This window comes from Pseudomonas nicosulfuronedens (genome assembly GCF_005877905.1).
Classification (GTDB): Bacteria; Pseudomonadota; Gammaproteobacteria; order Pseudomonadales; family Pseudomonadaceae; genus Pseudomonas; species Pseudomonas nicosulfuronedens.
In genome coordinates this window covers 123,099-146,012 of sequence record NZ_SWDV01000023.1, presented here as the reverse complement: position 1 = coordinate 146,012, position 22,914 = coordinate 123,099, and the positions used below count along the sequence as shown (strand labels likewise).

The window sequence follows — 22,914 nt, the reverse complement described above, 5'->3', positions numbered from 1 at the left end:
ACCAGAAAGACATCCTCGGCAGGGCGGTCCAATTAGTTCGTTTGGCGGGCCCCAAATATCTGAGCTTCCAGGGTGATACGAACCACCAGCGCTGGAAGAACATCAGCAAAGGCATCATTCGCATGGGCACTGAAGAGGTGAGCATTCTGCTGCGGGTCTATCCGCAGTACGCCGTTTGGTTGCTGACTGGAGAGGTTGTGCCTCAAGTTGAGCAATTCAGGCCTGACTTCGGGGCTCCCGCCGAGAACGACAACGACTCTTGAAGCAGGCCATGGTCAGGCTGGACGAATTCACCGAAGAGCATCTGGAACTGAGCGACCTGTGGCGCTGGCAGGATGGCGCGCGGGAGGATGTCTTTCTGGTGCCGCTGGCGACGGCAGCGGAGGTGGTGCCCGGTGTGTCGTTGCTGCTGGTGAGGGCGCTGTTCCGGCTGCCGGCGCGCATCGAGTTGCAGGGCCTGTTGGCCTATGACCCTCTCGGGCAGGACGTCCATGCAGTGCAGGTGCTGATCGGCCGTGACAGCTACGCCCTCAACAAGTACCTGCCGGAGGCTTCCTTCGAGGAGGTGCTGGCGTTGGCTGATCGCTTGAAGGTCAGCACCGGCGGTGTGCTGCCGATGCGCTATAGCGTGGTGCGGCAGGCGATGCCGATTCCCGATGGCAGCTTCACACTATGGCTGGGAGCTGGAGTCAACGCTGGGAGCTGTTGAGACCGCGCACATTGGATCCAATTGGCTGCCGCCGTAGTAGTTCAGAAGTTCTCGCATGGCAGGAGTCAGCGTCTCCTCAGAGGCGATGCGCCAGAACGTTTTTTCCCCCAGGACTGCCGTGGCGCGCTGAATAAGAGCTTGGGCTGCATTGTGGTGACCGGTAAGGAGCCAATGTTGGACCAGTTGCCTGTTCTCATTGGCAGGCAGCTGCGCGGCCTGGAACAGCTCGAGAGCGTAGCGGTAGTTCAGCGACCAGAGTTTCTTGAGGAATTCAGCTCTTTCGGTAACGGGGACGCTGATGAGCCACTGGCGGACGTTTTTGTCCTGTTTCCCTTTGCCGGTGCGACTGCATACCTGTTCGGCAGTGAATGTCGGTCGTTGCATTCACTACGCCTTTCTATGGTCCATGGTGCGGCGCTTCCACTCATCCACCACCGCCCCCATGTTCGCTGGCGCACCGCTGCGTACCCAGGCCATGAAGGCACGGTCGAAGTGGAAGTCGTCCCCGCAATGCTGGGTCATGAAGCGGCGGACGTTCTGGGTGTTGCGGTAGTGGGCATCCAGCGGGGTTTGCTGGGTGATCGGGTCGCTGTGCCAGTCGAAGGCCATGGCATCCATTCCTGTGGCGTGGTCGAGCGCCCGTTATAACGCAATCGGCAGCCGCTGGCGCGGTCTGCCGAGGGGGAGCGGCGTCACTGGCCCCACATCATCCGCTGTTGCTGCGCGGAGTAATCGTCGCTTTGCAGGCGCACGCGGGTGGGCTGGCGTTCGAGGTTGTCTTCGCCGAAGGATTCGCGCACAGGCGATTCGATGGCGCCGAAGTGGTTGTAGTGCGGGGCATCGGCACAGCCGACCAGGGTGACGCAGGCGAAGGTGACCACGGAGAGTTTGAGCATGGGACTTCCTCCTGGGAGTGAGCCCCGAGCTTCTGCCGGGTGGATTAACGGCGGATTAACGCGGGCAGCCCGGGCCCTGGATTTCTCCACCTTGGGGTGCATCCCCTGAGCTGTCGCGGTGGTGCTCCGGTGGGTTGAGCGCGCGCCCCAGTATCTGCGCGACCACCTCGTCCTTGCCCTCGGTGTAGGCGTCGCGGTCGGTGGGGAAGCGCCGGGCCATTTCGTGTTTCACCTGCGCGTATAGCCGGGCGTCTTCGGGGTGGGTGCGCAGCCAATCGCGAAACAGCAGACGGCGCGAGGCTTCGTTCAGGCCCATGACGTGGACGTGGTGGGTGCGCCCGCTGCCCAGCGGCGGCATGCCTTTGACGAAGAACATCCGCGAAGTGTCGGGGTTTTCGGCCCAGTACTGGTAGCCCAGGCCCTGCAGAGGTTCGATCAGGTGGTGCGGGTCGCTGCCAGGCGGCGGCAGCAGGAGGATGTCGATGATCGGCTTGGCGTCCAGCCCCGGCACGGCGGTGCTGCCGATGTGTTCGATGCCCAGGCCGGGTAGGTCGGCTGCCTGGGCGATGGCGTCGGCTTCTTCAGCAAAACGCTGCGGCCAGCGGGGATCGGCGGTCACGACTTCGACACGGTCTTCGTCGGCGTTGCTCCAACGCTGGCCGTCGAATTCGGGGGCTTGAGGGGGCATGCGGGAACTCCAGCGGCAAGGCGATGGGGGCAAGGTTTGAGGAGAATCGCAAGGGCGGAGTTCCAGGTAAAGCCTGTAGGAGCGACCAGCCCCTACAGGTTCGGGAGGATCAATCCAGCACGTTATGCAGCACTTCGTAGATGACGCCGGTGGCGATGGTTACCAGTAGCAGGTCGGTGCCGGCCTGTTGCCATTCGTAGCCGTCGTAGTGAGGGAGACGCCCGACGAGGCGGCCGTCGAGCTTCTTGGCGATGCCCGGTGGCAGTGGTTTGCCGCGCGCGAGGTTCTTCTGGATGCCGGGTGGCAGCGATGCACCCGGGTTCCAGTAGCTGCGGTTGTCATTGAGGATGACCTGTACACCGCCGATATCGATGCTGGGGCCGCCACCCTGCCAGTTGTTGCCACCACCCTGGCCCTGGTTGCCGTGCTGGCCGCTGTTGCCATGGCCCTTGTTCTTGCCTGGATCGGCCAGCAGCAGCGGGCTGGAGCCCAGCAGGGCGAGGCCGAGGATTGCCGATAGCAGAGGCTTGAGTCTGGACATTTCCGTACTGCTCCATGTTGAGGGTCCTGTGTTGCAAAGCGTAGCCGCTGAGGCGCGGTGATGGCAGCGCCAGAACTGGCACCCGCGTGCTGGCATTTCGTCGGAAGGCCAAGAACCACGGGGTCTGTAGCGGAGTCATAGAGGTATCTCAACCCCCGCCCATGGAGGCGATTACAAGATGAAAAAGTCCCTGGTTGTTGCAGTAGCCTGTGCGTTCGCACTCGGCACGACAGCCTTGCTGCCCGCCGACCTCTCGCCGATCGGTTCGGTCTATGCCAAGGGCAATGGCGGCGGCGGTGGTAACGGTGGCGGCAATGGCGGTGGTAACGGTGGTGGCCACGGCGGCGGTAATGCTGGTGGTAACGGCGGCAGCCATGGTGGTGGCAAGGGTGGCGCCGGTGGCAATCACGGCAGCAACAGCAACGGCGCCAACGATGGCGGCGAGCATGCCGGCAAGGCCACTCGCGATCACGGCCTGAGTGGCAACCACTACGGCAGCGAGAAGAACGACAGCAAGGGCCACGGCCAGACGACCTCTTCGGTGGCGCATTCCAAGGACACCCGTGGCCTGTCCAAGGCGACGGCGATTTCCGGCACGACTCCGGGCACCCACAACACCAAGGGCCTGGACAACGCCGGCGACAACTCGACGAAGAACGACGACTGATCCATCCCGCGGCCAGGGACGGCCGCGACGGTTTTACTGCACCGGAAAGTCGAAATAAGTCTCGGGATAGGGCTCGGCTTTCAAGGTGTAGTGCCACCACTCGGCGCCGTAGGGTTCGAAGCCATGGCGCAGCATGGCCTGGCGCAGGGTTTCGCGGTTGCGTGTCTGCTGCACGCTGACCTGCGCAGTGCCGTGATGGGAGATGGGCCCGAAGAAGTCGAACGGGCTGCCCATGTCCAACTCCTTCCCGGTCGCTGAGTCCACCAGGGTGAGATCCACCGTGCTGCCGCGCGAATGCCCGGAGTGCTTGGCGATGTAGCCGTCGCGGAACAGTGCGGGTTTGTCCAGGTCCGGGTAGTAGCGGGCCTTCTGCCGGATGTCCTGCGGGTCGGCCGCCCAGCGGCGGAATTCATCCACGGCGCGCTGCGGGCGATAGCCATCGAAGAATTTCAGCGCCAGCCCGCTCAGGGCGACGTCCTTTTCGACCGCTGCCAATGCGACGGCGGCTTCGCGGGTGAGGATGATCCGCGCCTTCTGGTAGCCGTCGATGGGCTCGCCGACGAAGTTATCGGCACCGGCGTAGCGCACGTCATAGCGCGCGGACTTCAGCACCTGATCGAGATAGACGAAGCCGTCCTGCGTCGGCTGGTCGGCGCGCAGCGCCGGGCTGGTCAGCAGGCCGACCAGCAGCGCGAGGCCCAGGCCTGCCCGGCTCATGGGCGCAGGGCCTGAACCCCGTCGTCGTCGGGATCGAAGTTGTCCAGATGCATGCGTTGGGCGAAGGCCTCCAGCGCGGCTTCGCCCTGCAGGAAGCGGCCACGGGCGGCGGCCCAGTCATCGGGCTTCAGGCGCACCATCCAGCCTTCGCCGTAGCAGTCCTGGTTGATCAGCCCCGGCCGACGCACCACGGCTTCGTTGCTGGCGAGAACGGTGCCGTCCAGCGGGCTGCGCGCAGACGATGCAGCCTTGGCGAACTCCACCACGCCGAAGCTCCGATCGCAGTCGATGTGCCAGCCGTCGCGCTTGGGGGTGAAGGCGAATATCTGCCCGTAGACCGCACAGCCGTAGGCAGTGAGCCCGAGTGTGACGACGCCGCCTTGTTCTTCGCGCAACCAGAGGTTGTAGTCGGGGGCGTAGAGCAGATCGTCGGGGAACTCCAGGCCGTGCAGCTTCACAGCGTCAGCACCCGGTCGTATTCGAGGATCATGCGCGCCAGCTCGCCGCCGCTGGCGATCTCGTCGACTTCCTCGATCAGCCGGCTTTCGTCGATGGCCACGCCCGGCGCGCGGCACATCAGCAGGCGTGCGCCGGCTTCCTTGGCCTGCTGGATGAAGTGGCTGATGGGCTCGCCATCTTCGGCGGCGTAGAGATTGTCGGCGATGTCCTGGAAGGCCAGACGCGTGCCTTCGCCGCTGAGGAACAGGGTGACCTTCGCGTCCATGCACGCCAGCAGCGTGGCGGTGTAGAAGGGCGCGGCGCAGCGCGCCGGGGTGCTCGGGCCGCTGCTGACGATGATCAGCACCCGTTGAGGCTCAGGCGTGGACAAGGGCTTTCTCCAGTTGGACCAGGGCGATGCGCCGGCCCTGCGGGTCGGCGCGCTCGACGATGCCCTGCGGCTTGTAGCCCAGGCGTGCGTAAAGCAGCAGGCCGGCGGCGTTGGCGTTGAAGCAGGACACTTTCATGACCTGCGCCTTGTACTGGTCGCGGGCGAGATTCTCCATGACCTCGATCAGGTACTGCGCCACGCCATGCCGCCGCGCCCAGGGTGCGACCATCATGTTGCCCAGCGCGCAGAACTCGCTGGGTTGCCACTGGTAGAAGTTGGCGAAGCCGGCGAGGCGGCCGTCGAGCAAAGCTACCGTACTGCCGCGTCGTTCTGCCATGGCGGCGGCCAGCTGGCCGATGGTCAGCGGCCAACTGGCTTTGGGGTAGCAGTAGAAGAGTTCGTCGGCGTCCTGGGGAAAACCCACCAGCTCGCCGAGGTCGTCGGCGAGGGCGGGGCGGTGTTGCAGGGCGGGTTGGTTCACGCGGTCTCCGGCGTCTGGGGGACGGTCAGTGCGGCGGGTACTGGGCGATGATTTTCTTCACCGTCTCGCGGATCGCCGCTTCGCGCTCGGCGGGCGTTGGCGGGCTGCTGCGCATGATCTGCTCGCCGCTGCCGCGCCAGACCAGCTTGCCGTCCTTGCCGTCGAACATGTCGACCTGAATGGTGGCGACCTTGTAGGTCACGCTGCGGGTTTCGGCCATGGGCGGCGGACCCCAGTAGCCTCCCCAGTAACCGCCCCAGTAGCCGCCGGTGTAGGTGGTGACCTGGTCCTGGCGCTGGTCGACGATCAGGTAGGCGCGCAGCTTCACGTCGCCGCTGTTGCCGCCCTGCGCCTGGCGCAGGCCGCGCTGGTCGAACTCGTCGGCCACCGCGTCGCTGATGCGTTGTTCGGTGAGGTCGCTCTTGATGCGTGGGTCGTCCGGGCGGTACTCGAATGCCGGCTGCGCCCAACTCCAGGTCAGGTAGCGGGAGAAATCGCGGGTCGTGTCGTAGTCGCGGCTGACGCTGGTGGTTTCGCAGGCGGCGAGGCCGAGGACCAAGCCCAGGAACAGTGAACGGGACAGCAAACGGCGGATCATGGTCGCAATACTCCTGTCAGAGAATTCCATCCAAGCGCAAGGCAGACGGAATGGCAAGCGGGGAATGTTCGGCGTCTGGCGCGGTGCTTCCGCTTGCTAGAGTCGACGCTCGATCAAGGGGGAGAGATGGGTATGAAACAGTGGCTGCCCGGGACCATGGTGAGCCTGGCCCTGCTCGCGGGATGCAGTGTCGAGGGCGTGCGGTCATCGTTGCCTGCCCCCGCCGTGGTAGCGCATCGCGCCGGCACGGCGGACGCTCCGGAGAACACGTTGCTGGCGATCCGCAAGGCGCTGGCCAACCAGAGCGATGTGCTGTGGCTGTCGGTGCAGGTGTCCGCTGATGGTGTCGCGGTGCTGTACCGGCCGGCGGACCTCTCGGCATTGACCGATGCCCAGGGCGCCGTGGGCACGAAGTCGCTGGAGCAGTTACGTACGGTGAATGCGGGCTATCAGTTCAAGGATGCGGCGGGCGACTACCCGTACCGTGCGCAGCCGCAGGCGATCCCGACACTGGCCGAGGCACTGCGGAGCGTTCCTACGTCGATTCCGCTGTTCCTCGATATCAAGGCGCAACCGGTGGGCAATGTCATTGATGCAGTTGCTCGCACGCTGGATCAGCAGCAGGCATGGTCGCGGGTGCGTTTCTACTCCACCGAGCGTGATGCCAGCGATTACCTGGCGCAGCACTACGCGGACCGGGCGCAGCGTTTCGAGAGCCGTGATGCCACGCGCAACCGGCTGGTCGATCTGGCGCTGGCCGGCCGCTGTTCGCCGCCGGCTGCCGGAACCTGGATGGGCATCGAGTTGGAGCGCGACTTGACGGTGACGGAGCAGTTCACCCTTGGGTCGTCGTCCTACCAGGTCAAGCCCGCGCGACTGTGGACGCCTCAGGCGATGGCCTGCGTGCGACGCGCCCCAGGGACGAAGGTAATGATGTTCGGCATCAACTCGGCGCAGGCCTATGGTGCGGCTCACGAGCTGGGCGCGGACGCCGTGATGGTGGATTCGCCGGCGAGCGTACCTGCCTACCGGCGCGCCGAGGTTCAGCCCGGTGGGTAACCGTCCATGGCCTTGCGCGTGGCCTCGCGCAGCGCACGGGCCTGGTCGCTCTGGTTGCTGCCGCCCTCATACTCGGCGCTGCCGCTCCAGACCTGCTGGTTATTGCGCGCGTCGAACAGGGTGATGTGCACCACGCTGACGGTGACGACGTAGGTTCGAGTGACCGGGTAGGACGCGCCGTAGCCGCCGTACCAGGGATCGTTCCAGCGGCTGTAGCCACCGTAGTAGCCGCCGTTGTAGTAATCAGTGGTTTGTCGTGTGCGCTGTTCGCTGGAGAGCTGTGCACTGACGGTCAGGTCTGCCGGGGTATTCGAGCGTGCCGGGCGCAGGCCGCGCTGGTCGAGGGCTTCGCTGACGGCGTCCTGCAAGGGGCCGCGGAAACTGGCACCGTTGGCCCAGCTCCACGAACGATACTGGCCGTAGTCCAGCGGCGGCGCGGGGTAGCTGCCAGGATCGAGTCCCGGGTTGGCAGCCTGCGCGGGGGCGGGTGGGATCGGCAGCGAAGTATTGCTGTAGGGATTCGGGCTCTGGCACGCGGCCAGGGCGGCGAACAGCGGCAGTATCAACAGGTAGCGCAGCATGACGGACTCCCGCACGCTCACTTCAACGGGCGTGCGCAGTGGCAACTATGCACCTAATCCTGCGGCCGGCACAGCCAGTGCAGGTAGCGGCCGAGACCGGCGAAGGCGGGGTGGCGACGGTATTGCAGTTCCATCTCCACCAGGTCCAGCGGTTCGGCCTTGTGCTGGAACTCCACCGGCATGTAGTCGTGGAATACCCGCACGCCGCTGCGCGCCTCGATGTTCCAGTGGCCGGCCATGGCATCTTCGAGGACGCGCGGATCGAGCGGTTCCTGCGGGGTCAGGCTCTGGCCCTCGCCGGAGAAGCGATTCTTGCGCAGTTTGCGGAAATGGCCCTTGAGCAGGTTGCGATAGATCAGCGCATCGCGGTTGTAGAAGGCCAGGGACAGCCAGCCATCGGCACGGGTCAGTTGGTGCAGCACCGGCAGGATCGCCAGTGGCTCGGCCAGCCATTCCAGCACGGCGTGGCAGATCACCAGGTCATAGGGTTCGTTGAGCTGGCCGAGCAGGTCCTGCCAGGGCGCCTCGATGAAGGTGGCTGCAAGACCGGCTTCCTCGAAGCGCTGGCGTGCGCCTTCGAGCATGGGCGCAGCGGGTTCGGCGAGGGTGACGTCGTGGCCGCGCCCGGCCAGCCACAGCGACATGTGGCCCAGGCCCGCGCCGATATCCAGCACGCGCAGCGGGCGGTCGGGCAGGGCTTCGGCGAGGTCGGCCTGGAGCACCGCGAGGCGGATCGCGCCCTTGGCGCCGCCGTAGATCTTCTCGGCGAAGCGCGTGGCCAATTCGTCGAAATGGCGGTCGCCGGTCTTCGGGGAATCGCTCACTTGGCGCCTCCTTCGATGAAGCGCCGTTCGCTGTCGGCCAGTTTGGCGAGCACCGCCTGGTCCATGTCGATGCCCAGTTCCGCGCACATCAGCAGCAGGTAAAGAACGATGTCACCGACTTCCTGCCCGGCGTGGGCGAGTTTCTCCGGTGGCAGCTGGCGCGATTCGTCTTCGCGCAGCCACTGGAAGATTTCCACCAGCTCGGCCATTTCCACGCTGGCCGCCATGGCCAGGTTCTTCGGGCTGTGGAAGCGACTCCAGTCGTTGTGGTCGCGGATGGCGTGCAGGCGCGCGGTGATGGCTTCGAGGTTCATGCAGATGGGGCTCCAACGTGAGCCCCATAGCTTCAAGCCTGGCGCGTCAAACGTCCAGCGGGCTCCAGCTGCCGGCCATGTGCGGCAGGTCGTCCTTGCCGCGCAGGCTGAACTGCCCGGAGGGCGCCGGCTCGCTGGCCAGCAGGTTGACCTGGGACGGCAGCAGCACCGGCTTCTGGAAGCGCACGTCGACCCGATAGCCGGCCATCGGCAGGCGCTCGCCCAGGGCGGCCAGGCTGCGCGCCTTGTTCCACAGGCCGTGGGCGATGGCGCGGGGGAAGCCGAACAGCTTGGCGCTGGCGGCGGACAGGTGGATCGGGTTGTAGTCACCGGCCACACGGGCGTAGCGCCGACCGATGTCCGCCGGGCAGTTCCAGGCGTCGATCTGCTCCAGTGGCAACTCGGCCACTTCTTCGCGTGCAGGCGGTGTGCCGTCCAGGCGCATGCCGCGGAACAGGATGCGGCTGTCGCCTTCCCAGAGCAGCCCGAGCTGGTCGTGCAGCTGGGTGATGATGCTGAAGGTCACGCCCTTTTCGTGGGGTTGCAGGTCCTGCACTCGCACGCTGACGTTGAACGGCCCCAGGCCGCCCAGTGGGCGTAACACGCTGATACGGTTTTCCAGGTGCACCAGACCCAGCAGCGGGAAGGGGAAGCTCGGGTCGGTGAGCAAGCCCATCTGCAGGCCGAAGGCGAGGATGTGCGGATACGTCGGCGGCAACAGGTGGTTGTCGGTAAAACCGCAGACCTTGCGGTAGCGCTCCAGGTGCTTCGGGTCGACCGTGACCGGGCAGCGCAGGCCGCGTGTCGGCAGGCTGCGGCCACGCACGCCGCGGCGCACGGCGGCGCGGGCGAACAGGCCGGTGAGGGCGGGTGGGGCGGACAGGTCAAGCCAATCGCGGGGCATCGGGTATCTCCTGAGGGGCATTCAGTCAGCTTAGCCGCCGCTCAGGCGCGGGCATTGGCCGTGGCAACGCGGCGCGCGGCAGGCAAGTCAATGTGACCGTCCGATTGCCCGGATATTTCCCTCAACCTGCTTCCTGATTCTCTTGAGGGGGGATGGGAAAGCTGCCTAAGATGGGCCCGCCCCATGGATAACTAGAAAAAACACCATGCGTGATCTGACCGACGATGTGGCGCTGATGCGCCCGGTGATCGACGCCCTGCGCGCCAGCGGTACCGACCCCGACCGCGTGCTGGCTCGCGTCGGCCTGCCAGCCGGCAGCCTGCCTGCCGGACGATTCCCCCACAGCGCACAGAACCTGTTCTGGAAAGCGGCCGCCGAAGAATGTGGCGAAGAGCACGTCGGCCTCTACCTGGCCGGCCATCTGCCCGCGTTCCACGGCCTGCTGCTGGAGTACCTGTTCCTTTCCAGTGCCACCTTTGGCGAAGGCTTGCGCCACGCCCTGCGCTACGTGCGCCTGCTCTCCGACACCCTCAACGCCCGCCTGGAAGTGGAGGGCGAGAAGGCCGTGCTGTTGCTCGGCCATACCGCCGGGACCAATCGGCATTTCCCCGAGATGCTCGCCGGTGCGGTGGTGCGCCTGTTCCACGCGCTCACCGAGGGCGACTTCAAGCCCCATGAAGTGCAGCTGATGCACGAGGAAGGCGCGCCCGCCACGCGTTACCGAGAAGTTTATGGCTGCCCTGCGGTGCTGGGCGCCGAGCGCTATGCGCTGGTGTTCGATGCCCAGGTGCTGGACAAACCTTCGCGCCACGCCGCGCCGGAACTGCTGCGCATGCACGAGTCCCTGGCGCGCCGGCAGCTGGCGGAGGTGGAGCGCCTGGACCTGGTGCGCAAGGTGCGCGAGCTGATCGGCGTGTTGCTGGTGGATGGCGGCGCGACGCTGGAGCAGGTCGCGGCCCGTCTCGACATGCCGGCCCGCCGTTTGCGCGAGCGCCTGGCCATGGCCGGGGTGCGCTTCAACGACCTGGTCACCGACTACCGTTGCCGCCTGGCCAAGGAGCTGCTGCTCAAGACCGACGAGCGCATCGAGGTCATCGTCGAACGCACCGGCTTCTCCGAGCCGAGTACCTTCTACCGTGCCTTCAAGCGCTGGGTCGGCGAGACCCCGGTGGAGTTCCGCCGCCGCGGCCGGCCGCAACCGCCGGCGGAGTGATCGAACCGTTTCGAGTCCGCCTCTGGATAGGCTTTGCCGGTCAATTTCCGCCAAGGTACGCCCGATGCAAAGCCGAATCCGCCAGACCCTGCTGCTGTCCACCGTCCTGCTGCTGACCGCTCAGCAAGCCGTGGCGGGCGAAATGGGCGAGACGGCGTTTTCCCGACTGGACCGCGATGGCAGCGGCTTCATCGAGGCCGAAGACCTGTCCGCCATGCGCGTGCGCATGTTCCACCGGCTGGACCGGAACCAGGATGGCCTGCTCACCCGCGAAGAAGTGACCCCGCCCAATCCCAGCGTGCAGGTCTCGCCCAACGCCATCGCGTGGCCGGACCAGGACGGTGACGGCAAGGTCAGCCAAGCGGAATTCCTGACCCAGGAGCCGGCGCTGATCGTGCGCGCCGACCGCAATGGCGATCACCGGGTGAGCGCGGAGGAGTTTCGCGAGCTGATCGCGGCGCGAAGCTGATCCTTTAGCGGTGGGCCATGCCCGTGGGGCGCTACTACAGGGAAGTTCCAGTTCGTAGGATGGGAGGAGCCTAAGCGATACCCATGCTGCCGCAGGGATTGATGGGTATCGCTTCGCTCCACGCCATCCTTCAGATGGAGTCGATTGGAACCGATCAGGCGCCCAGCAGGCTCTGCCCGCAGACCCGCAGTACCTGTCCGCTCACTGCGCCCGAACCCGGCTGGGCGAACCAGGCCACAGTCTCGGCGACGTCCTGCGGCAGGCCGCCCTGGCCCATGGAGTTCATGCGCCGGCCGGCTTCGCGGATGGTCAGCGGGATGGCGGCGGTCATCTGCGTCTCGATGAAGCCCGGCGCCACCGCATTGATGCTGATGCCTTTCTTGCCCAGCGCCGGCGCCCAGGCCTGCGCCAGACCGATCAGGCCGGCCTTGCTCACCGCATAGTTGGTCTGGCCCATGTTGCCGGCGATACCGCTGATGGAGGCGAGCAGCACCACCCTGCCGTCGTCGTGCAGCTTGCCGGCGTCCAGTAGCGCCTGGGTCAGCACTTGCGGGGCTTTCAGGTTGACGTCGATGACCGAGGTCCAGAACGCCTCGCTCATCTTGGCGACCGTCTTGTCGCGGGTGATGCCGGCGTTATGCACCACGATGTCGACGCCATCGGGTAGCGCCTCGACCAGTTGCGCACCGGCATCGGCGGCGCAGATGTCCAGCGCCACGCCACGTCCACCCAGGCGCGCGGCCAGCGCATCCAGGGCTTCCTTGGCTGGCGGCACATCCAGCAGCACCACTTCGGCGCCGTCACGGGCGAGGGTCTCGGCGATGGCCGCACCGATGCCACGGGCGGCGCCGGTCACCAGCGCGCGCTTGCCCACCAGCGGACGGCTCCAGTCCTGCACCTGCTTGTCGTAGGCGGACAGGCGCACGACCTGCCCGGACACATAGGCGCTCTTGGGCGAGAGGAAGAAACGCAGCGCGCCTTCGAGCTGGTCCTCGGCGCCCTTGCCGACGTAGACCAGTTGCACGTTACCGCCGCGGCGGATTTCCTTGCCCAGGGAACGGCTGAAGCCTTCCAGGCTGCGCTGCACGCTGGCGGCGATGGGGTCTTTCACGGACTCCGGCGCGCGGCCGAGGATCACCACGTGCGGGCATTTATCCAGGCCCTTGAGGGCGCCCTGGAAGAAGGTGCGCAGCTCGAGGGTCTGCTCGAAACGGCTCAGGCCGCTGGCGTCGAAGACGATGGCCTTGAGCTTCGGCCCATGCTCGGCGGTCCAGCGCGGCAGGCCGTACTGGCCTTCGCTGAAGGAGAACACTGCGTCGGTCAGGCGCTCGGCGAACGGCAGCACTGCCTCGTTCAGGTTGCCCTCGCCACCGAGCAGCAGCGCTCCGTCCACCGGCCGCGTGCGCCCGGCGCTCCAGCGCTCCAGGCGGACCGGCGCGGGCAGGCCGAGGGCTCCGACCAGGCGGCGGCCGACGTTGGAGTTGGCGAAGGCGATGTAGCGATCGGTCATGGAACGGGCTCCTGCACAAGGTCTCTAAAGTGCTGACCACTCTACGCAGCGGCGGGTTCGGCGCAATTGACCGCGCTGACCTGCGCAACGGCGGGGCGGCCAATGCGACACAAGCGGCTAAGGTTAGCCTTGAGCGCACTTTAACGCTCATCCACCCAGGAGCTCTGCATGACCCAATTGCGCCGGGTCGCCATCGTCGGCGGCAACCGTATTCCCTTCGCCCGCTCCAATACCGTGTACGCCACGGTGAGCAACCAGGAGATGCTGACCTCCGCGCTGGACGGGCTGATCGAGCGCTACAAGCTGCACGGCGAACGCCTGGGCGAGGTTGTCGCTGGCGCTGTGCTCAAGCATTCGCGCGACTTCAACCTGACCCGCGAGTGCGTGCTGGGCACGCGCCTGGCGCCGGAGACCCCGGCCTATGACATCCAGCAAGCCTGCGGCACCGGCCTGGAAGCAGCGATCCTGGTGGCCAACAAGATCGCCCTCGGGCAGATCGACTGCGGCATCGCCGGCGGCGTGGACACCACCTCCGATGCGCCCATCGGGGTTAACGAAGGGCTGCGCAAGATCCTCCTGGAAGCCAACCGCGGCAAATCCAACGGCGAGAAGATCAGGAGCCTGTTGAAGATCCGCCCGCGCCATCTGATGCCGCACATCCCGAAGAATGGTGAGCCGCGCACCGGGCTGTCGATGGGCGAGCACTGCGAGCTGATGGCGCAGACCTGGGCTATCCCGCGCGACGAGCAGGACAAGCTGGCCTACGAGAGCCACCACAAGCTGGCCGCCGCCTATGACGAGGGCTGGCAGAACGACCTGATGACGCCGTTCCGTGGCCTGGTGCGCGACCAGAATCTGCGCCCGGATATCAACCTGGAGAAGATCGGCACCCTCAAGCCGGTGTTCGAGAAGGGGCCGCGCGGCACCCTGACGGCCGCCAACTCCACGCCGCTGACCGATGGTGCTTCGGTGGTGCTGCTGGCCAGCGAAGAATGGGCGAAGGAGCGCGGTCTTCCGATCCTGGCGTATTTCAAGGATGGCGAAGCGGCGGCGGTGGATTTCGTCGGCGGCCACGAGGGCCTGCTGATGGCGCCGGTCTACGCGGTGCCGCGCCTGCTGGCGCGCAACGGCCTGACCCTGCAGGACTTCGACTTCTACGAGATCCACGAAGCCTTCGCCGCCCAGGTGCTCTGCACCCTCAAGGCATGGGAGGACGCGGACTACTGCAAGACCCGCCTCGGCCTCGACGCACCTCTGGGCTCCATCGACCGCAGCAAGCTCAATGTGAAAGGCAGCTCGCTGGCCGCCGGCCATCCGTTCGCCGCCACTGGCGGGCGCATTGTCACCAACCTGGCCAAGCTGCTGGACGTTGCCGGCAAGGGGCGTGGATTGATCTCGGTGTGTGCGGCAGGCGGTCAAGGTGTGACCGCGATCATCGAACGGTAATCCAATACAGCGGGACCGATGCATTTCGGTTCCGCGATGTAGCAACTCCGTGACTTCAGGCGGCACCGCGCGAGCGGCGCCGCCTTTTTTTATCCGCGATACGGGGCATTACCTGTAGGAGCGAGCTTGCTCGCGAACACCGGTCGACACCGCCGTCTGGACGGTTCGCGAGCAAGCTCGCTCCTACGAAAGGCCAACGCGCGTGGCGTTCGTGCGCGCAATTGCGTTCTAGAAACGCCCCTCAACCACCCTGCAACATCCCCGGATGCACACGCCGCGAGAAGGGCGTGGAAAGCACCAGCGAAGTCTTGCTGGTGCCGAACTGGGCCAGCCGGTCGATCAACTCCTCCAGCTCCTGGGTGCAGCTGACCGCTACCTTGAGCATCACGCAGGCTTCGCCGGTGATGCGGTAGCAGTCGATGATCTGCGGGATTTCCAGCAGCGGGTCGAGCATGGTCTTGCTGCGGTGGTCGTTCAGCCGCAACTCGATCAGGCACTGGATCGAGCGCCCCATCTTCGACAGGTCTACGCTGGCGTGGTAGCCGGTGATGACCCCGTCGGCCTCCAGGCGCGCCACGCGGTCGGCAACGGCGGGAGGGGAGAGGTTGATGCGCCGGGCCAGTTCGGCGAAGGACAGGCGGCCGTCTTCGAGCAGAGCGGCGAGCAACGCGCGGTCGTACTTGTCCATGAATCGACTCCGGTTTTGATTCGACGGCAAGGCTTAAGAAAATCCATCGAATGAAAAGTGTTATGCCTGTAATGGCGTTGTCTGTGCCTTATCCGGGGCAGTTGACCTGCATAAAATGAAGCGCCTTGCCTGCCTTGTCGAGCCCCACCCATGACCACGATGCCCATGCCCAGAGCCCGCGTCTCACTGACCCTGATTGCTGCGTTCTTCGCCCTCTACTTCATCTGGGGTTCGACCTACCTGGTGATCCGCATCGGCGTCGAATCCTGGCCGCCGATGCTGATGGCCGGCTGCCGCTTCGTCATCGCCGGGGCGATCCTGTTCATCTGGATGCTCTCGCGCGGCGCACCGTTGCCGACGCTCAGGCAGTGCCTGTCGGCGGGCGCCATCGGCATCCTCCTGCTCAGTTGCGGCAATGGCGGGGTGACGGTGGCCGAGCACTGGGGCGTGGCCTCGGGTGTGGCGGCGCTGGCGGTGGCGACCGTGCCGCTGTTCACCCTGGTGTTCGGGCGCTTCTTCGGCAACCGCACCAACGCGCTGGAGTGGGCCGGCATCGCCCTGGGCCTGTTCGGTATCGTGCTGCTCAACCTGGGGTCGAACCTGCAGGGCAGTCCGGCGGGGGCAGCGCTGATTATCTTTGCGGCGGCGACCTGGGCCTTCGGTTCGGTGTGGAGTCGGCGCCTGGACCTGCCTGGCGGCGCCATGGCCAGCGCGGTGGAGATGCTGGTGGGCGGCGGTGTGCTGCTGCTGGGCAGCTTCCTCAGCGGCGAGCGCCTGGAGCAGATGCCCACGGCCGCCGGCTGGGGTGCTCTGGCCTACCTGGTGGTGTTCGGCTCGATCATCGCCTTCAGCGCCTACATGTACCTGCTGGCGAATGTGCGCCCGGCGGCGGCAACCAGCTATGCCTACGTCAACCCGGCGGTGGCGGTGATGCTCGGCGTGGTGTTCGCCGGCGAGCACATCGGCCTGGCGGAATCCCTGGCGATGGCGGTGATCATCAGTGCGGTGGTACTGATCGGCCTGCCGCAGTGGCGACGCGGAGCCGCGACCTGATCGGCTGAAGGAAAAGCGCCCGCCTACAGGAGACTGTTGGCGGGCGCTGTCATTTCCGGCTCGGGTCAGATCACGAAGAAGCCGTGGGTGCCGTCGCGGCCCAGTTGTTCCACCAGTCCGAACTCCCAATCCAGATAGCCCTGCATGGCTTCGCGCGGGTTGTCGGTGCCCTCGTAGGGGCGGCGGTAGCGGTCGATGCGCGGTGCGGCCAGCAGGCTTTCTCCTTCCTCGGTGGGCAGGCCGGCGGCGACCCAGGCGCCGGTGCCTCCGTCGAGCAGGAACACCGGCTTGCCGCCGAGGGCTTCCACTTGGGCCACGGCGAAGCGCGCCAGCAGGCTGCTGCCGCAGGTGAGCACGTAGCGCTGGGCATCGCCCAGTTGCGCCAGCGCTTGTTTCAACTGGCTGCGCAGGGCCCAGGCAGCACCGGGGATGTGGCGTTTCACGTAGTTGGCGCTGGCGGTGAAGTCGAGCACGGCGGTGCCCGGTTCGCGCAGCCAGTCGGCGAGGGTCTGCGGGCTGATGGCCTCGGCTTGCGGCCTGGCCGGCAGTGGTGCATTCCACGCGCCTGTTTCGCTGAAGTCGCTGGCGGACAGCCCGTCCAGCACGGCCACCTGCCAGCCCATCTGGGCCAGCCAGGAGGCGCTCATGTTGGCGCGCACGCCGTCGTCATCCACCAGCACCAGGCGGGCGCCACGCACACTGGCGACGTGGTCTGTCTCCTGCACCAGCTGGCCGCCGGGAGTGGAACGCGAACTCGGCAGGTGGCCGGCTTCGTATTCTTCCGGGGTGCGTACGTCGAACAGGTAGGTGGTGCGCGCAGCCTCGGCCTGCCATTGGCGCAGGCCGGTGAGATCGATCCGTGCGACCTGAGCACGATCAGCCACGGCGCGGGCTCGCTGAGCCGCGGATTCGCGGGTGGTCGCGGAGACCTCGGCGAAGCGCCGTGCCTGGCCGTGCTCCAGCTGCTGGCCGGCGAGGGTCCAGCCGATGGTGCCGTTGCGCAGCGCCGACACCGGGTTGGGGATACCGGCATTCACCAGCGACTGGGTGCCGATGATGCTGCGGGTGCGCCCGGCGCAGTTGACGATCACGCGGGTGGCGGGGTTCGGCGCCAGCTCGGCGACACGCAACACCAGCTCGGCACCGGGGACGCTGACGCCGCCGGGAATGCTCATGGTCTGGTATTCGTCGAAGCGGCGGGCATCGAGCACCACCATGTCGGCCTGGGTATCGAGCAGGGCCTTTACTTCCTCCGCAGCGAGCGACGGGGTGTGACGCTCAGCCTCCACCAGTTCGCCGAAGGACTTGCTCGGCACATTGACGTCCTTGAACAGTTCGCCCCCGGCGTCACGCCAGCCGGCCAGCCCGCCGTCGAGCAGGGCGACGTCGCTGTAGCCCAGCTCCAGCAGGCGTTGTGCGGCAACCTGGGCCAGGCCCTCGCCATCGTCATAGACGGTAACCGGCGTATCGCGGCGCGGCACGCGGGCGTAGATCTCCAGCTCCAGCTTGGACAGCGGCACGTTGGCGGCGAACAGCGGGTGTTCCTGGGCGAAGGGGTCTTCCTCGCGCACGTCCAGAAGCGCCAGCTCCTCGCGGGCGAGGAGGGCGGCACGGATGTCGTGGAAGCGGCGGCGGGCGATCTGGCTCATGCGTTGTTCTCTTTCGACAGGTCCCAGATATTGGGCAACTGACTGTTGGAATAGCCGGAGATGAAGGGCTTTTCTTCACCTTCGGCGCTGAAGACGGCACGCCGGACCGCGCCGATGTTGGCGCCGTAGACGTGGATGCTGATGGAGGATCGGTCGGCGAAGGCGTTGCTCACCTGGTGGATGTCGCCGATGCGCGGCGACACCGCTTCCACTTCGCCCGGCTCCAGGCGCTGCGGCTCCCCGGCAGGCCGCAGGCTGCCGTCGGCGGCGAAGGCGAAGGGCTGCGAATACTCGGCGCCACGCAACATGCCGATCAGACCCCAGACGCGGTGGTCATGCACCGGTGTGCGCTGGCCTGGGCCCCAGACGAAGCTGACTACGGAGAAGCGCTGCCGTGAGTCGGCGTGCAGCAGGTATTGCTGGTAGCGCTGCGGGTCGGGGCGGGCGTAGTCCTCGGGCAACCAGTCGTCGTGGCGGACCAGCTCGGCCAGCAGCGGGCGTGCCCCGGTGAGGAGTGCAGCTTCGTCGGGGGTGGTGTCGATCAGGGCCGCGAGATTGCCGATGAACTGGCGCAGGCGGTCGAGGCGCAGGGGAGCTGACATGCGGGGTATTCACTCCGGAAGGTTCTGGCGCTACGGTAGCAAACGCTTTTTTATTCCTGAAATGCATTTTGAATCTAAGCTAATATGCGAGAAATGCAATTGGTGCCAGCCCCATGAAGATCGACGACATCGATGCCTTCGTCGCGGTGATCCGCAACGCCTCCCTCAGCCAGGCTGCCGAAAGCCTGGGGTTGACCCAGTCGGCTATTACCCGACGGGTGCAGAGCCTGGAGGAATCCCTCGGGGTCGAGTTGCTGGACCGCAATACCAAGCCACTCAAGCCCACTGCTGCGGGCCTGAAGGTGTTCGAGCAGTGCCGCCGAGTGTTGCGGGAGGTGGACGGGCTGCGCGAGCTGGTGGCCAGCGACACCGCACCCAGCGGCGTGCTGCGCCTGGGTGTGCCGCAGAGCATCGGCGAGGTGGTGCTGCTGGAGGCCTTGCGGCGGCTGGCGGACGAGTACCCGGAGCTGCGGGCGCAGGTCAGCAGTGGCTGGGGCAGTCATCTGCTGGCGCGCCTGGAGAACGCTGAACTGGATGCGGCGGTGGTGCTGTTCCCGCCGAGCAAGGTTTTCCCCGATGACCTGGGCGCCACTGCGCTGGGGCGTATCGAACTCTGCGTGGTGGTTGCCCGTGACAGCGAAGTGCAGGCGCGCCGCCTGGTCGATTGTCATCAGCATGGCTGGGTCCTCAACCCCGACGGCTGCGGCTTCCGCGCCGGGCTGCAGCGCGCCCTGGCGGACCAGGGCCTGGGCCTGCAACTGAACCTGGAAACCTTCGGCAGTGAATTGCAGCTCGGGCTGGTGGCCGAAGGCCGTGGGCTGGGCCTGGTGCCGGCGCCGGCCCTGGCGCGCAGCCGCTACCGCGAGCAGCTGCGGGTGCTGCAACTGGAGGACTTCCAGCCACTGATCCAGCTCTGGCTGGTGCGCCCGCGCCTGCTGGGCAATCTCGAAGCGCCGGCGCGCCTGTTCGGCCATGCGGTGGCCGATGGACTGGACATTGCGACGGGTTGAGCCCCCGGTTTCGACCCTGTAGGAGCGAGCTTGCTCGCGAACCGCTGCACTCCGTCACCAACGGATGTGCGCGTATCGGCCTGTTTGTGAGCAAGGGATAGGCGTCCCCCCGATCCTGCGAAAGGCGGAAGCACGCCGCGCAACTTGGTCATACCTGAATATGCGCAATTAGCATATTAGGATATGACAAAAATGAATTTCCATCATGAAGTGCTTGCCTATAGCTTCTAAGAACAACGTCGAATCCGATGTTTTTCTTATAACGAAAGCCGCCGACCTTATGCAGCGGCCCAGGCGAGGGCAACACAGTGAGCGTGGAAATTCTCGGCATGATCACCGCCACCCCGAGTTCCGAGGTGGACCAGCCGCTGGGGGAGGCGGTGGATACCGGGTTCGTCCGGCGCTTCGCCCAGGCTCATGAGGACGCCGGCTTCGACCGCGTGCTGGTGGGCTATTTCAGCAATGCCGCCGAGGGTGCGGTGGTCAGTTCTTTCGTCGCCGCCGCCACGCGCCGGCTGGGCATCCTGCTGGCCTATCGGCCGGGCGTGATCGCCCCGCCCCTGGCCGCGCGCCAGCTCGCTACCCTCGACCAGTTCAGCGAAGGCCGCCTGGCCCTCAACGTGGTCAGCGGCGGCAACGATGAAGACCTCGCCCGCGACGGCGACTACCTCGACCACGACCGCCGCTACGCCCGTACCGATGAATACCTGCAGGCCCTGCGGGACATCTGGACCGCCAGCGGCCCGGTGGATTTCGACGGCGAGTTCTATCGCTTCCAGGGGGCTTCGCCGGCCGTGCGACCGCAGCAGAAACCCCATATCCCGATCTACTTCAGCGGCTCCTCCGAGGCTGCCATCGAGGTCGCGGCGAAGCACGCCGACACCTACATGCTCTGGGGCGAGCCACTGGCTGCCGTTGACGGGCACATCCGCCGCGTGCGCGCCGCGGCCAATGCCCAGGGGCGCGATCCGCGCTTCTCGGTGTCGTTCCGGCCGATCGTCGCGGACACCGAGGAGGCGGCCTGGAAGCGCGCTGCCGAGGTGCTCGAACAGGTCCGCGAGAACCGTACCCGCCTGGGCCTGCCGCTCAATGACCATCAACCGGAGAACGTCGGCTCGCAGCGCCTGCTGGCCGCCGCGCAGCAGGGCGAGGTGCTCGATACCCGCCTGTGGACTGGCGTGGCCCGGCTGACCGGCGCGCGCTGGAACTCCACGGCCCTGGTCGGCACTCACGAACAGGTTGCCGCCGCGTTGGGCGAGTACTACCGCCTGGGCGCTTCCACCTTCCTGATCCGTGGCTTCGATCCGCTCGGCGATGCCGTGCGCTACGGCCAGAGCCTGATTCCCGCCATCCATGACCATATCGCCCGCCTGCCGCAACTGCGGCATGCCGGTTGAGGAGCTGTTCGATGAACCTGAAGCAACGCCTGCGTGCGACCCTTGCCGCGCTGATCCTGGGGGCTCCGCTGGCCCAGGCCGCCGACCTGCCGACCCTGCGGGTGGGCGACCAGAACTACTACAACGTGCGGGCTTCCATGGAGGCCTCCGGTGTTCTCGAGGGTGCGCCTTACACCGTTGACTGGAAGCACTTCCAGTCTGCCGCGCCGGTCGCTGAAGGCCTGCAGGCCGGAGCGCTGGACCTGGGCTTCCTGGGCGACTCGGGCTTCATCTTCCTCGCCGCCAAGGGCGCGCCGGTGAAGCTGATCGGTATTTCCCGGCAGAACCCCGACACCATCGCGTTGCTGGTGCCCAAGGATTCGCCGGTGAAGACCATCGCCGACCTCAAGGGCAAGAAGGTCGCCTACTGGCCCGGCGCCTGGAGCCAGCAACTGACCCTGCGCGCGCTGGAGAAGGCCGGCCTGCCCAGCGACTACGTGGAGTTCGTCAAGCTGATGCCCATCGACGCCGCCGCGGCGCTGCCGCGCGGCAGCATTGACGCCTTCCCGGTGTGGGAGCCCTACATCTCGCAGCAGATCGTGTTTTCCGGCGCGCGTCCGATCCTCACCGCCCGCGACCTGATGCCGGGGCTGTCGAGCATTGCCGCCAACGCCAACTCCATCGATCCCAAGCGCGCACAGATCGCCGACTTCCTCGGTCGCCTGCAGAAGGCCCGCACCTGGGTCGAGGCACACAAGGAGCAGTACGCCGACCTCTGGGCGAAGAAGGCCAACCTCGACCAGTCGGTGTCGCGCCACTGGATCGGCCAGGCCGCCATGAGCGTCGGCCCGGTGGACCCGCAGGCCGCCGCCGATTACCAGGGCACCGCCGACTTCCTGCTGCAGACCGGCGCGCTGCCCAAGGCCTTCGACACCTCCAGCGTGATCGATACCTCCTTCGCCACTTCCTTCCACTGAGTCACTGACTGAGCACGGAGCGCCCCCATGAGCATCCAGTTCCTCGGCATGATCGGCCATCGCCTGGCCTCGGAGACCATCGCCCCGGCAGGGCCGATCCTCGACAAGCAGTACATTGCCGCCTTCGCCCGCGCCCACGAGGAAGCCGGTTTCGACCGCATCCTGGTGGGCTACTGGTCGGATCAGCCAGACGGTTTCCTGGTCGCCGCGACGGCCGGCCTCGCCACCTCGAAGATCCATTTCCTGCTGGCGCACCGCCCCGGTTTTGTCGCGCCGACCCTGGCCGCGCGCAAGCTGGCGACCCTCGAGCACCTGCTCGACGGTCGCCTGGCGGTGCACATCATCAGCGGCGGCAGCGATGCCGATCAGCGCAAGGACGGCGACTACCTCGACCACGACCAGCGCTACGCCCGCAGCGAAGAGTTCATCGAGGTGCTCAAACGCACCTGGACCGCTGACAAGCCCTTCGATTTCCACGGCGCGCATTACCGGGTGGAACAGGCCTTCGCGGCCATCCGCCCGCAGCAGAAACCGCACATCCCGGTGTACTTCGGCGGCTCTTCGGAGGCGGCGCTGAAGGTCGCCGGCAAACAGGCCGACGTGTTCATGCTCTGGGGCGAGCCGCTGGCCCAGGCCGCTGAAACCATCGCCGCCGTGCGCGAGCAGGCGCGCCTGAATGGCCGCGAAGTGGAGTTCAGCCTGTCATTCCGGCCCATTCTCGGTCGTACCGAAGAGGAGGCCTGGGCGAAGGCCGAGGCAATCCGCGCCACCGCTGGCGAGCGCCTGGGCGAGGCCGGCTTCCCCAAGGGCAAGCCGCAGAGCGTGGGTGCGCAGCGTCTGCTCAGGGCGGTGGAGCAGGGCGACCGGGTCGACGAGCGCCTATGGACCGGCATTGCCAAGCTGGTCGGCGGCGGGCACAACTCCACCGCCCTGGTGGGCACCCCCGAGCAGGTCGCCGATGCGTTGCTGGCGTATTACGACCTGGGCGTGCGCAACATCCTCATCCGTGGCTTCGATCCGCTGAACGATGCCGTGGAGTTCGGCCGCGAGCTGATCCCCCTGACCCGCGCCAAGGTCGCCGAGCGCGAGCGCCGGCGTGCCACGGCCTGATCC

The 22,914-nt window shown here is 66.5% G+C and carries 30 protein-coding genes; 12 read left to right on the top strand and 18 right to left on the bottom strand.

Going from position 1 to position 22,914, the window contains the following annotated elements; genetic code table 11:
- Nucleotides 1-263 (top strand): DNA-binding protein (locus FAS41_RS30860; protein ID WP_171049505.1); only part of this gene is annotated, 263 nt, incomplete at its 5' end.
- Nucleotides 260-709, top strand: a complete 450-nt coding sequence (locus FAS41_RS18230) for a hypothetical protein (RefSeq protein ID WP_138524674.1) — start codon at nt 260-262, stop codon at nt 707-709. The genes FAS41_RS30860 and FAS41_RS18230, both read left to right, overlap by 4 nt.
- Here the strand turns inward: FAS41_RS18230 and FAS41_RS18225 are convergent.
- The 5 genes from FAS41_RS18225 to FAS41_RS18205 form a co-directional block, all read right to left on the bottom strand.
- Nucleotides 671-1,093 (bottom strand): hypothetical protein, encoded by a 423-nt coding sequence (locus tag FAS41_RS18225; RefSeq protein ID WP_138524672.1) that lies wholly within the window; start codon nt 1,091-1,093, stop codon nt 671-673. The two genes, FAS41_RS18230 and FAS41_RS18225, sit on opposite strands and share 39 nt — an antisense overlap.
- 3 nt (nt 1,094-1,096) lie before the next feature.
- Nucleotides 1,097-1,318, bottom strand: a complete 222-nt coding sequence (locus FAS41_RS18220) for a DUF6434 domain-containing protein (protein WP_138524670.1) — start codon at nt 1,316-1,318, stop codon at nt 1,097-1,099.
- Between the two features lie 83 nt (nt 1,319-1,401).
- Nucleotides 1,402-1,605, bottom strand: a complete 204-nt coding sequence (locus FAS41_RS18215; protein ID WP_017520627.1) for a hypothetical protein — start codon at nt 1,603-1,605, stop codon at nt 1,402-1,404.
- Between the two features lie 55 nt (nt 1,606-1,660).
- Nucleotides 1,661-2,293 carry a GrpB family protein gene (locus FAS41_RS18210; protein WP_138524668.1) on the bottom strand — a complete coding sequence of 211 codons (633 nt, stop codon included), beginning with the start codon at nt 2,291-2,293 and terminating at the stop codon, nt 1,661-1,663.
- A 109-nt stretch (nt 2,294-2,402) separates the two neighbouring features.
- Nucleotides 2,403-2,834, bottom strand: a complete 432-nt coding sequence (locus tag FAS41_RS18205) for an anti-virulence regulator CigR family protein (protein ID WP_138524666.1) — start codon at nt 2,832-2,834, stop codon at nt 2,403-2,405.
- A gap of 178 nt (nt 2,835-3,012) precedes the next feature.
- Here FAS41_RS18205 and FAS41_RS18200 point away from each other — a divergent pair, with 178 nt between their 5' ends.
- Nucleotides 3,013-3,501, top strand: coding sequence for a hypothetical protein (locus FAS41_RS18200; RefSeq protein ID WP_138524664.1), 489 nt, complete (start codon nt 3,013-3,015; stop codon nt 3,499-3,501).
- Between the two features lie 33 nt (nt 3,502-3,534).
- Here FAS41_RS18200 and FAS41_RS18195 read toward each other — a convergent pair whose 3' ends face one another.
- The 5 genes from FAS41_RS18195 to FAS41_RS18175 are packed head-to-tail and all read right to left on the bottom strand — an operon-like array spanning nt 3,535 to nt 6,126.
- Complete coding sequence (locus FAS41_RS18195; protein WP_138524662.1) at nt 3,535-4,218, bottom strand: M15 family metallopeptidase; 684 nt, start codon at nt 4,216-4,218, stop codon at nt 3,535-3,537.
- Entirely contained in the window at nt 4,215-4,697 is a 483-nt protein-coding gene (locus FAS41_RS18190) for a glycine cleavage system protein H (RefSeq protein ID WP_425048996.1), read from the bottom strand. The genes FAS41_RS18195 and FAS41_RS18190 overlap by 4 nt, the downstream gene beginning before the upstream one ends.
- Complete coding sequence (locus tag FAS41_RS18185) at nt 4,673-5,047, bottom strand: DsrE family protein (protein WP_138524658.1); 375 nt, start codon at nt 5,045-5,047, stop codon at nt 4,673-4,675. The genes FAS41_RS18190 and FAS41_RS18185 overlap by 25 nt, the downstream gene beginning before the upstream one ends.
- The gene (locus FAS41_RS18180) at nt 5,034-5,528 is read right to left on the bottom strand and encodes a GNAT family N-acetyltransferase (RefSeq protein WP_138524656.1); all 495 of its coding nucleotides are present in this window, start codon (nt 5,526-5,528) and stop codon (nt 5,034-5,036) included. The genes FAS41_RS18185 and FAS41_RS18180 overlap by 14 nt, the downstream gene beginning before the upstream one ends.
- A gap of 25 nt (nt 5,529-5,553) precedes the next feature.
- A complete protein-coding gene (locus FAS41_RS18175) occupies nt 5,554-6,126 on the bottom strand; it encodes a DUF4136 domain-containing protein (protein ID WP_138524654.1) in 573 nt (190 codons plus the stop codon).
- A gap of 132 nt (nt 6,127-6,258) precedes the next feature.
- On the opposite strand from FAS41_RS18175, the gene FAS41_RS18170 reads away from it, so the two are divergent.
- A complete protein-coding gene (locus FAS41_RS18170; protein WP_246084894.1) occupies nt 6,259-7,185 on the top strand; it encodes a glycerophosphodiester phosphodiesterase family protein in 927 nt (308 codons plus the stop codon).
- Here FAS41_RS18170 and FAS41_RS18165 read toward each other — a convergent pair.
- Genes FAS41_RS18165 through FAS41_RS18150 form a run of 4 tightly spaced genes read right to left on the bottom strand, consistent with a single transcriptional unit; the run spans nt 7,170 to nt 9,808 of the window.
- A complete protein-coding gene (locus tag FAS41_RS18165; RefSeq protein WP_138524652.1) occupies nt 7,170-7,766 on the bottom strand; it encodes a DUF4136 domain-containing protein in 597 nt (198 codons plus the stop codon). The two genes, FAS41_RS18170 and FAS41_RS18165, sit on opposite strands and share 16 nt — an antisense overlap.
- Nucleotides 7,767-7,819: 53 nt before the next feature.
- On the bottom strand, nt 7,820-8,590 hold the full coding sequence (locus FAS41_RS18160; protein ID WP_138524650.1) for a methyltransferase domain-containing protein: 771 nt from the start codon (nt 8,588-8,590) through the stop codon (nt 7,820-7,822).
- Nucleotides 8,587-8,904, bottom strand: a complete 318-nt coding sequence (locus FAS41_RS18155; RefSeq protein WP_017520638.1) for a nucleotide pyrophosphohydrolase — start codon at nt 8,902-8,904, stop codon at nt 8,587-8,589. Before FAS41_RS18155 ends, FAS41_RS18160 begins: the two co-directional genes overlap by 4 nt.
- Nucleotides 8,905-8,950: 46 nt before the next feature.
- Nucleotides 8,951-9,808 carry a MaoC family dehydratase gene (locus tag FAS41_RS18150; protein WP_138524648.1) on the bottom strand — a complete coding sequence of 286 codons (858 nt, stop codon included), beginning with the start codon at nt 9,806-9,808 and terminating at the stop codon, nt 8,951-8,953.
- Nucleotides 9,809-10,013: 205 nt separating this feature from the next.
- On the opposite strand from FAS41_RS18150, the gene FAS41_RS18145 reads away from it, so the two are divergent.
- Nucleotides 10,014-11,021 (top strand): AraC family transcriptional regulator, encoded by a 1,008-nt coding sequence (locus tag FAS41_RS18145; protein WP_138524646.1) that lies wholly within the window; start codon nt 10,014-10,016, stop codon nt 11,019-11,021.
- 64 nt (nt 11,022-11,085) lie between these two features.
- Nucleotides 11,086-11,490 (top strand): EF-hand domain-containing protein, encoded by a 405-nt coding sequence (locus FAS41_RS18140; protein WP_138524644.1) that lies wholly within the window; start codon nt 11,086-11,088, stop codon nt 11,488-11,490.
- A gap of 154 nt (nt 11,491-11,644) precedes the next feature.
- Here the strand turns inward: FAS41_RS18140 and FAS41_RS18135 are convergent, their stop codons facing one another.
- Nucleotides 11,645-13,000 carry a 3-oxoacyl-ACP reductase gene (locus tag FAS41_RS18135; RefSeq protein WP_138524642.1) on the bottom strand — a complete coding sequence of 452 codons (1,356 nt, stop codon included), beginning with the start codon at nt 12,998-13,000 and terminating at the stop codon, nt 11,645-11,647.
- A 168-nt stretch (nt 13,001-13,168) separates the two neighbouring features.
- Here FAS41_RS18135 and FAS41_RS18130 point away from each other — a divergent pair, with 168 nt between their 5' ends.
- Nucleotides 13,169-14,446 carry an acetyl-CoA C-acetyltransferase gene (locus FAS41_RS18130; RefSeq protein WP_138524640.1) on the top strand — a complete coding sequence of 426 codons (1,278 nt, stop codon included), beginning with the start codon at nt 13,169-13,171 and terminating at the stop codon, nt 14,444-14,446.
- A gap of 241 nt (nt 14,447-14,687) precedes the next feature.
- Here FAS41_RS18130 and FAS41_RS18125 read toward each other — a convergent pair whose 3' ends face one another.
- Nucleotides 14,688-15,134 (bottom strand): Lrp/AsnC family transcriptional regulator, encoded by a 447-nt coding sequence (locus FAS41_RS18125; protein ID WP_138524638.1) that lies wholly within the window; start codon nt 15,132-15,134, stop codon nt 14,688-14,690.
- 159 nt (nt 15,135-15,293) lie between these two features.
- Between FAS41_RS18125 and yedA the strand changes: the two genes are divergently transcribed.
- Nucleotides 15,294-16,187: a drug/metabolite exporter YedA gene (gene yedA, locus FAS41_RS18120; RefSeq protein WP_480448321.1), complete on the top strand. Its 894-nt coding sequence runs from the start codon at nt 15,294-15,296 to the stop codon at nt 16,185-16,187.
- Between the two features lie 65 nt (nt 16,188-16,252).
- Here the strand turns inward: yedA and FAS41_RS18115 are convergent, their stop codons facing one another.
- A complete protein-coding gene (locus FAS41_RS18115) occupies nt 16,253-17,836 on the bottom strand; it encodes a rhodanese-related sulfurtransferase (protein ID WP_138524636.1) in 1,584 nt (527 codons plus the stop codon).
- Nucleotides 17,833-18,438 (bottom strand): 3-mercaptopropionate dioxygenase, encoded by a 606-nt coding sequence (locus tag FAS41_RS18110; protein ID WP_138524634.1) that lies wholly within the window; start codon nt 18,436-18,438, stop codon nt 17,833-17,835. Before FAS41_RS18110 ends, FAS41_RS18115 begins: the two co-directional genes overlap by 4 nt.
- A gap of 113 nt (nt 18,439-18,551) precedes the next feature.
- Here FAS41_RS18110 and FAS41_RS18105 point away from each other — a divergent pair, with 113 nt between their 5' ends.
- The 4 genes from FAS41_RS18105 (at nt 18,552) to FAS41_RS18090 (ending at nt 22,911) form a co-directional block, all read left to right on the top strand.
- Entirely contained in the window at nt 18,552-19,448 is an 897-nt protein-coding gene (locus tag FAS41_RS18105; RefSeq protein WP_138524632.1) for a LysR family transcriptional regulator, read from the top strand.
- Between the two features lie 329 nt (nt 19,449-19,777).
- Nucleotides 19,778-20,845, top strand: a complete 1,068-nt coding sequence (locus FAS41_RS18100) for an LLM class flavin-dependent oxidoreductase (RefSeq protein WP_138524630.1) — start codon at nt 19,778-19,780, stop codon at nt 20,843-20,845.
- Nucleotides 20,846-20,856: 11 nt separating this feature from the next.
- Entirely contained in the window at nt 20,857-21,801 is a 945-nt protein-coding gene (locus FAS41_RS18095) for an ABC transporter substrate-binding protein (protein WP_138524629.1), read from the top strand.
- A gap of 27 nt (nt 21,802-21,828) precedes the next feature.
- Nucleotides 21,829-22,911: an LLM class flavin-dependent oxidoreductase gene (locus tag FAS41_RS18090; protein ID WP_138524627.1), complete on the top strand. Its 1,083-nt coding sequence runs from the start codon at nt 21,829-21,831 to the stop codon at nt 22,909-22,911.
- The last annotated feature ends 3 nt before the right edge of the window (nt 22,912-22,914 follow it).

Bases quoted from the DNA above. Each gene is read 5' to 3' on its own strand.
- FAS41_RS18140 (WP_138524644.1), top strand. From the start codon at position 11,086: ATGCAAAGCCGAATCCGCCAGACCCTGCTGCTGTCCACCGTCCTGCTG.
- FAS41_RS18130 (WP_138524640.1), top strand. From the start codon at position 13,169: ATGACCCAATTGCGCCGGGTCGCCATCGTCGGCGGCAACCGTATTCCC.
- FAS41_RS18165 (WP_138524652.1), bottom strand. From the start codon at position 7,766: ATGCTGCGCTACCTGTTGATACTGCCGCTGTTCGCCGCCCTGGCCGCG.
- FAS41_RS18220 (WP_138524670.1), bottom strand. From the start codon at position 1,318: ATGGCCTTCGACTGGCACAGCGACCCGATCACCCAGCAAACCCCGCTG.
- FAS41_RS18135 (WP_138524642.1), bottom strand. From the start codon at position 13,000: ATGACCGATCGCTACATCGCCTTCGCCAACTCCAACGTCGGCCGCCGC.
- FAS41_RS18155 (WP_017520638.1), bottom strand. From the start codon at position 8,904: ATGAACCTCGAAGCCATCACCGCGCGCCTGCACGCCATCCGCGACCAC.
- FAS41_RS18145 (WP_138524646.1), top strand. From the start codon at position 10,014: ATGCGTGATCTGACCGACGATGTGGCGCTGATGCGCCCGGTGATCGAC.
- FAS41_RS18215 (WP_017520627.1), bottom strand. From the start codon at position 1,605: ATGCTCAAACTCTCCGTGGTCACCTTCGCCTGCGTCACCCTGGTCGGC.
- FAS41_RS18105 (WP_138524632.1), top strand. From the start codon at position 18,552: ATGAAGATCGACGACATCGATGCCTTCGTCGCGGTGATCCGCAACGCC.
- FAS41_RS18175 (WP_138524654.1), bottom strand. From the start codon at position 6,126: ATGATCCGCCGTTTGCTGTCCCGTTCACTGTTCCTGGGCTTGGTCCTC.
- FAS41_RS18110 (WP_138524634.1), bottom strand. From the start codon at position 18,438: ATGTCAGCTCCCCTGCGCCTCGACCGCCTGCGCCAGTTCATCGGCAAT.
- FAS41_RS18125 (WP_138524638.1), bottom strand. From the start codon at position 15,134: ATGGACAAGTACGACCGCGCGTTGCTCGCCGCTCTGCTCGAAGACGGC.
- FAS41_RS18150 (WP_138524648.1), bottom strand. From the start codon at position 9,808: ATGCCCCGCGATTGGCTTGACCTGTCCGCCCCACCCGCCCTCACCGGC.
- FAS41_RS18100 (WP_138524630.1), top strand. From the start codon at position 19,778: ATGATCACCGCCACCCCGAGTTCCGAGGTGGACCAGCCGCTGGGGGAG.
- FAS41_RS18195 (WP_138524662.1), bottom strand. From the start codon at position 4,218: ATGAGCCGGGCAGGCCTGGGCCTCGCGCTGCTGGTCGGCCTGCTGACC.
- FAS41_RS18205 (WP_138524666.1), bottom strand. From the start codon at position 2,834: ATGTCCAGACTCAAGCCTCTGCTATCGGCAATCCTCGGCCTCGCCCTG.
- yedA (WP_480448321.1), top strand. From the start codon at position 15,294: ATGCCCATGCCCAGAGCCCGCGTCTCACTGACCCTGATTGCTGCGTTC.
- FAS41_RS18200 (WP_138524664.1), top strand. From the start codon at position 3,013: ATGAAAAAGTCCCTGGTTGTTGCAGTAGCCTGTGCGTTCGCACTCGGC.
- FAS41_RS18095 (WP_138524629.1), top strand. From the start codon at position 20,857: ATGAACCTGAAGCAACGCCTGCGTGCGACCCTTGCCGCGCTGATCCTG.
- FAS41_RS18170 (WP_246084894.1), top strand. From the start codon at position 6,259: ATGAAACAGTGGCTGCCCGGGACCATGGTGAGCCTGGCCCTGCTCGCG.
- FAS41_RS18115 (WP_138524636.1), bottom strand. From the start codon at position 17,836: ATGAGCCAGATCGCCCGCCGCCGCTTCCACGACATCCGTGCCGCCCTC.
- FAS41_RS18225 (WP_138524672.1), bottom strand. From the start codon at position 1,093: ATGCAACGACCGACATTCACTGCCGAACAGGTATGCAGTCGCACCGGC.
- FAS41_RS18210 (WP_138524668.1), bottom strand. From the start codon at position 2,293: ATGCCCCCTCAAGCCCCCGAATTCGACGGCCAGCGTTGGAGCAACGCC.
- FAS41_RS18090 (WP_138524627.1), top strand. From the start codon at position 21,829: ATGAGCATCCAGTTCCTCGGCATGATCGGCCATCGCCTGGCCTCGGAG.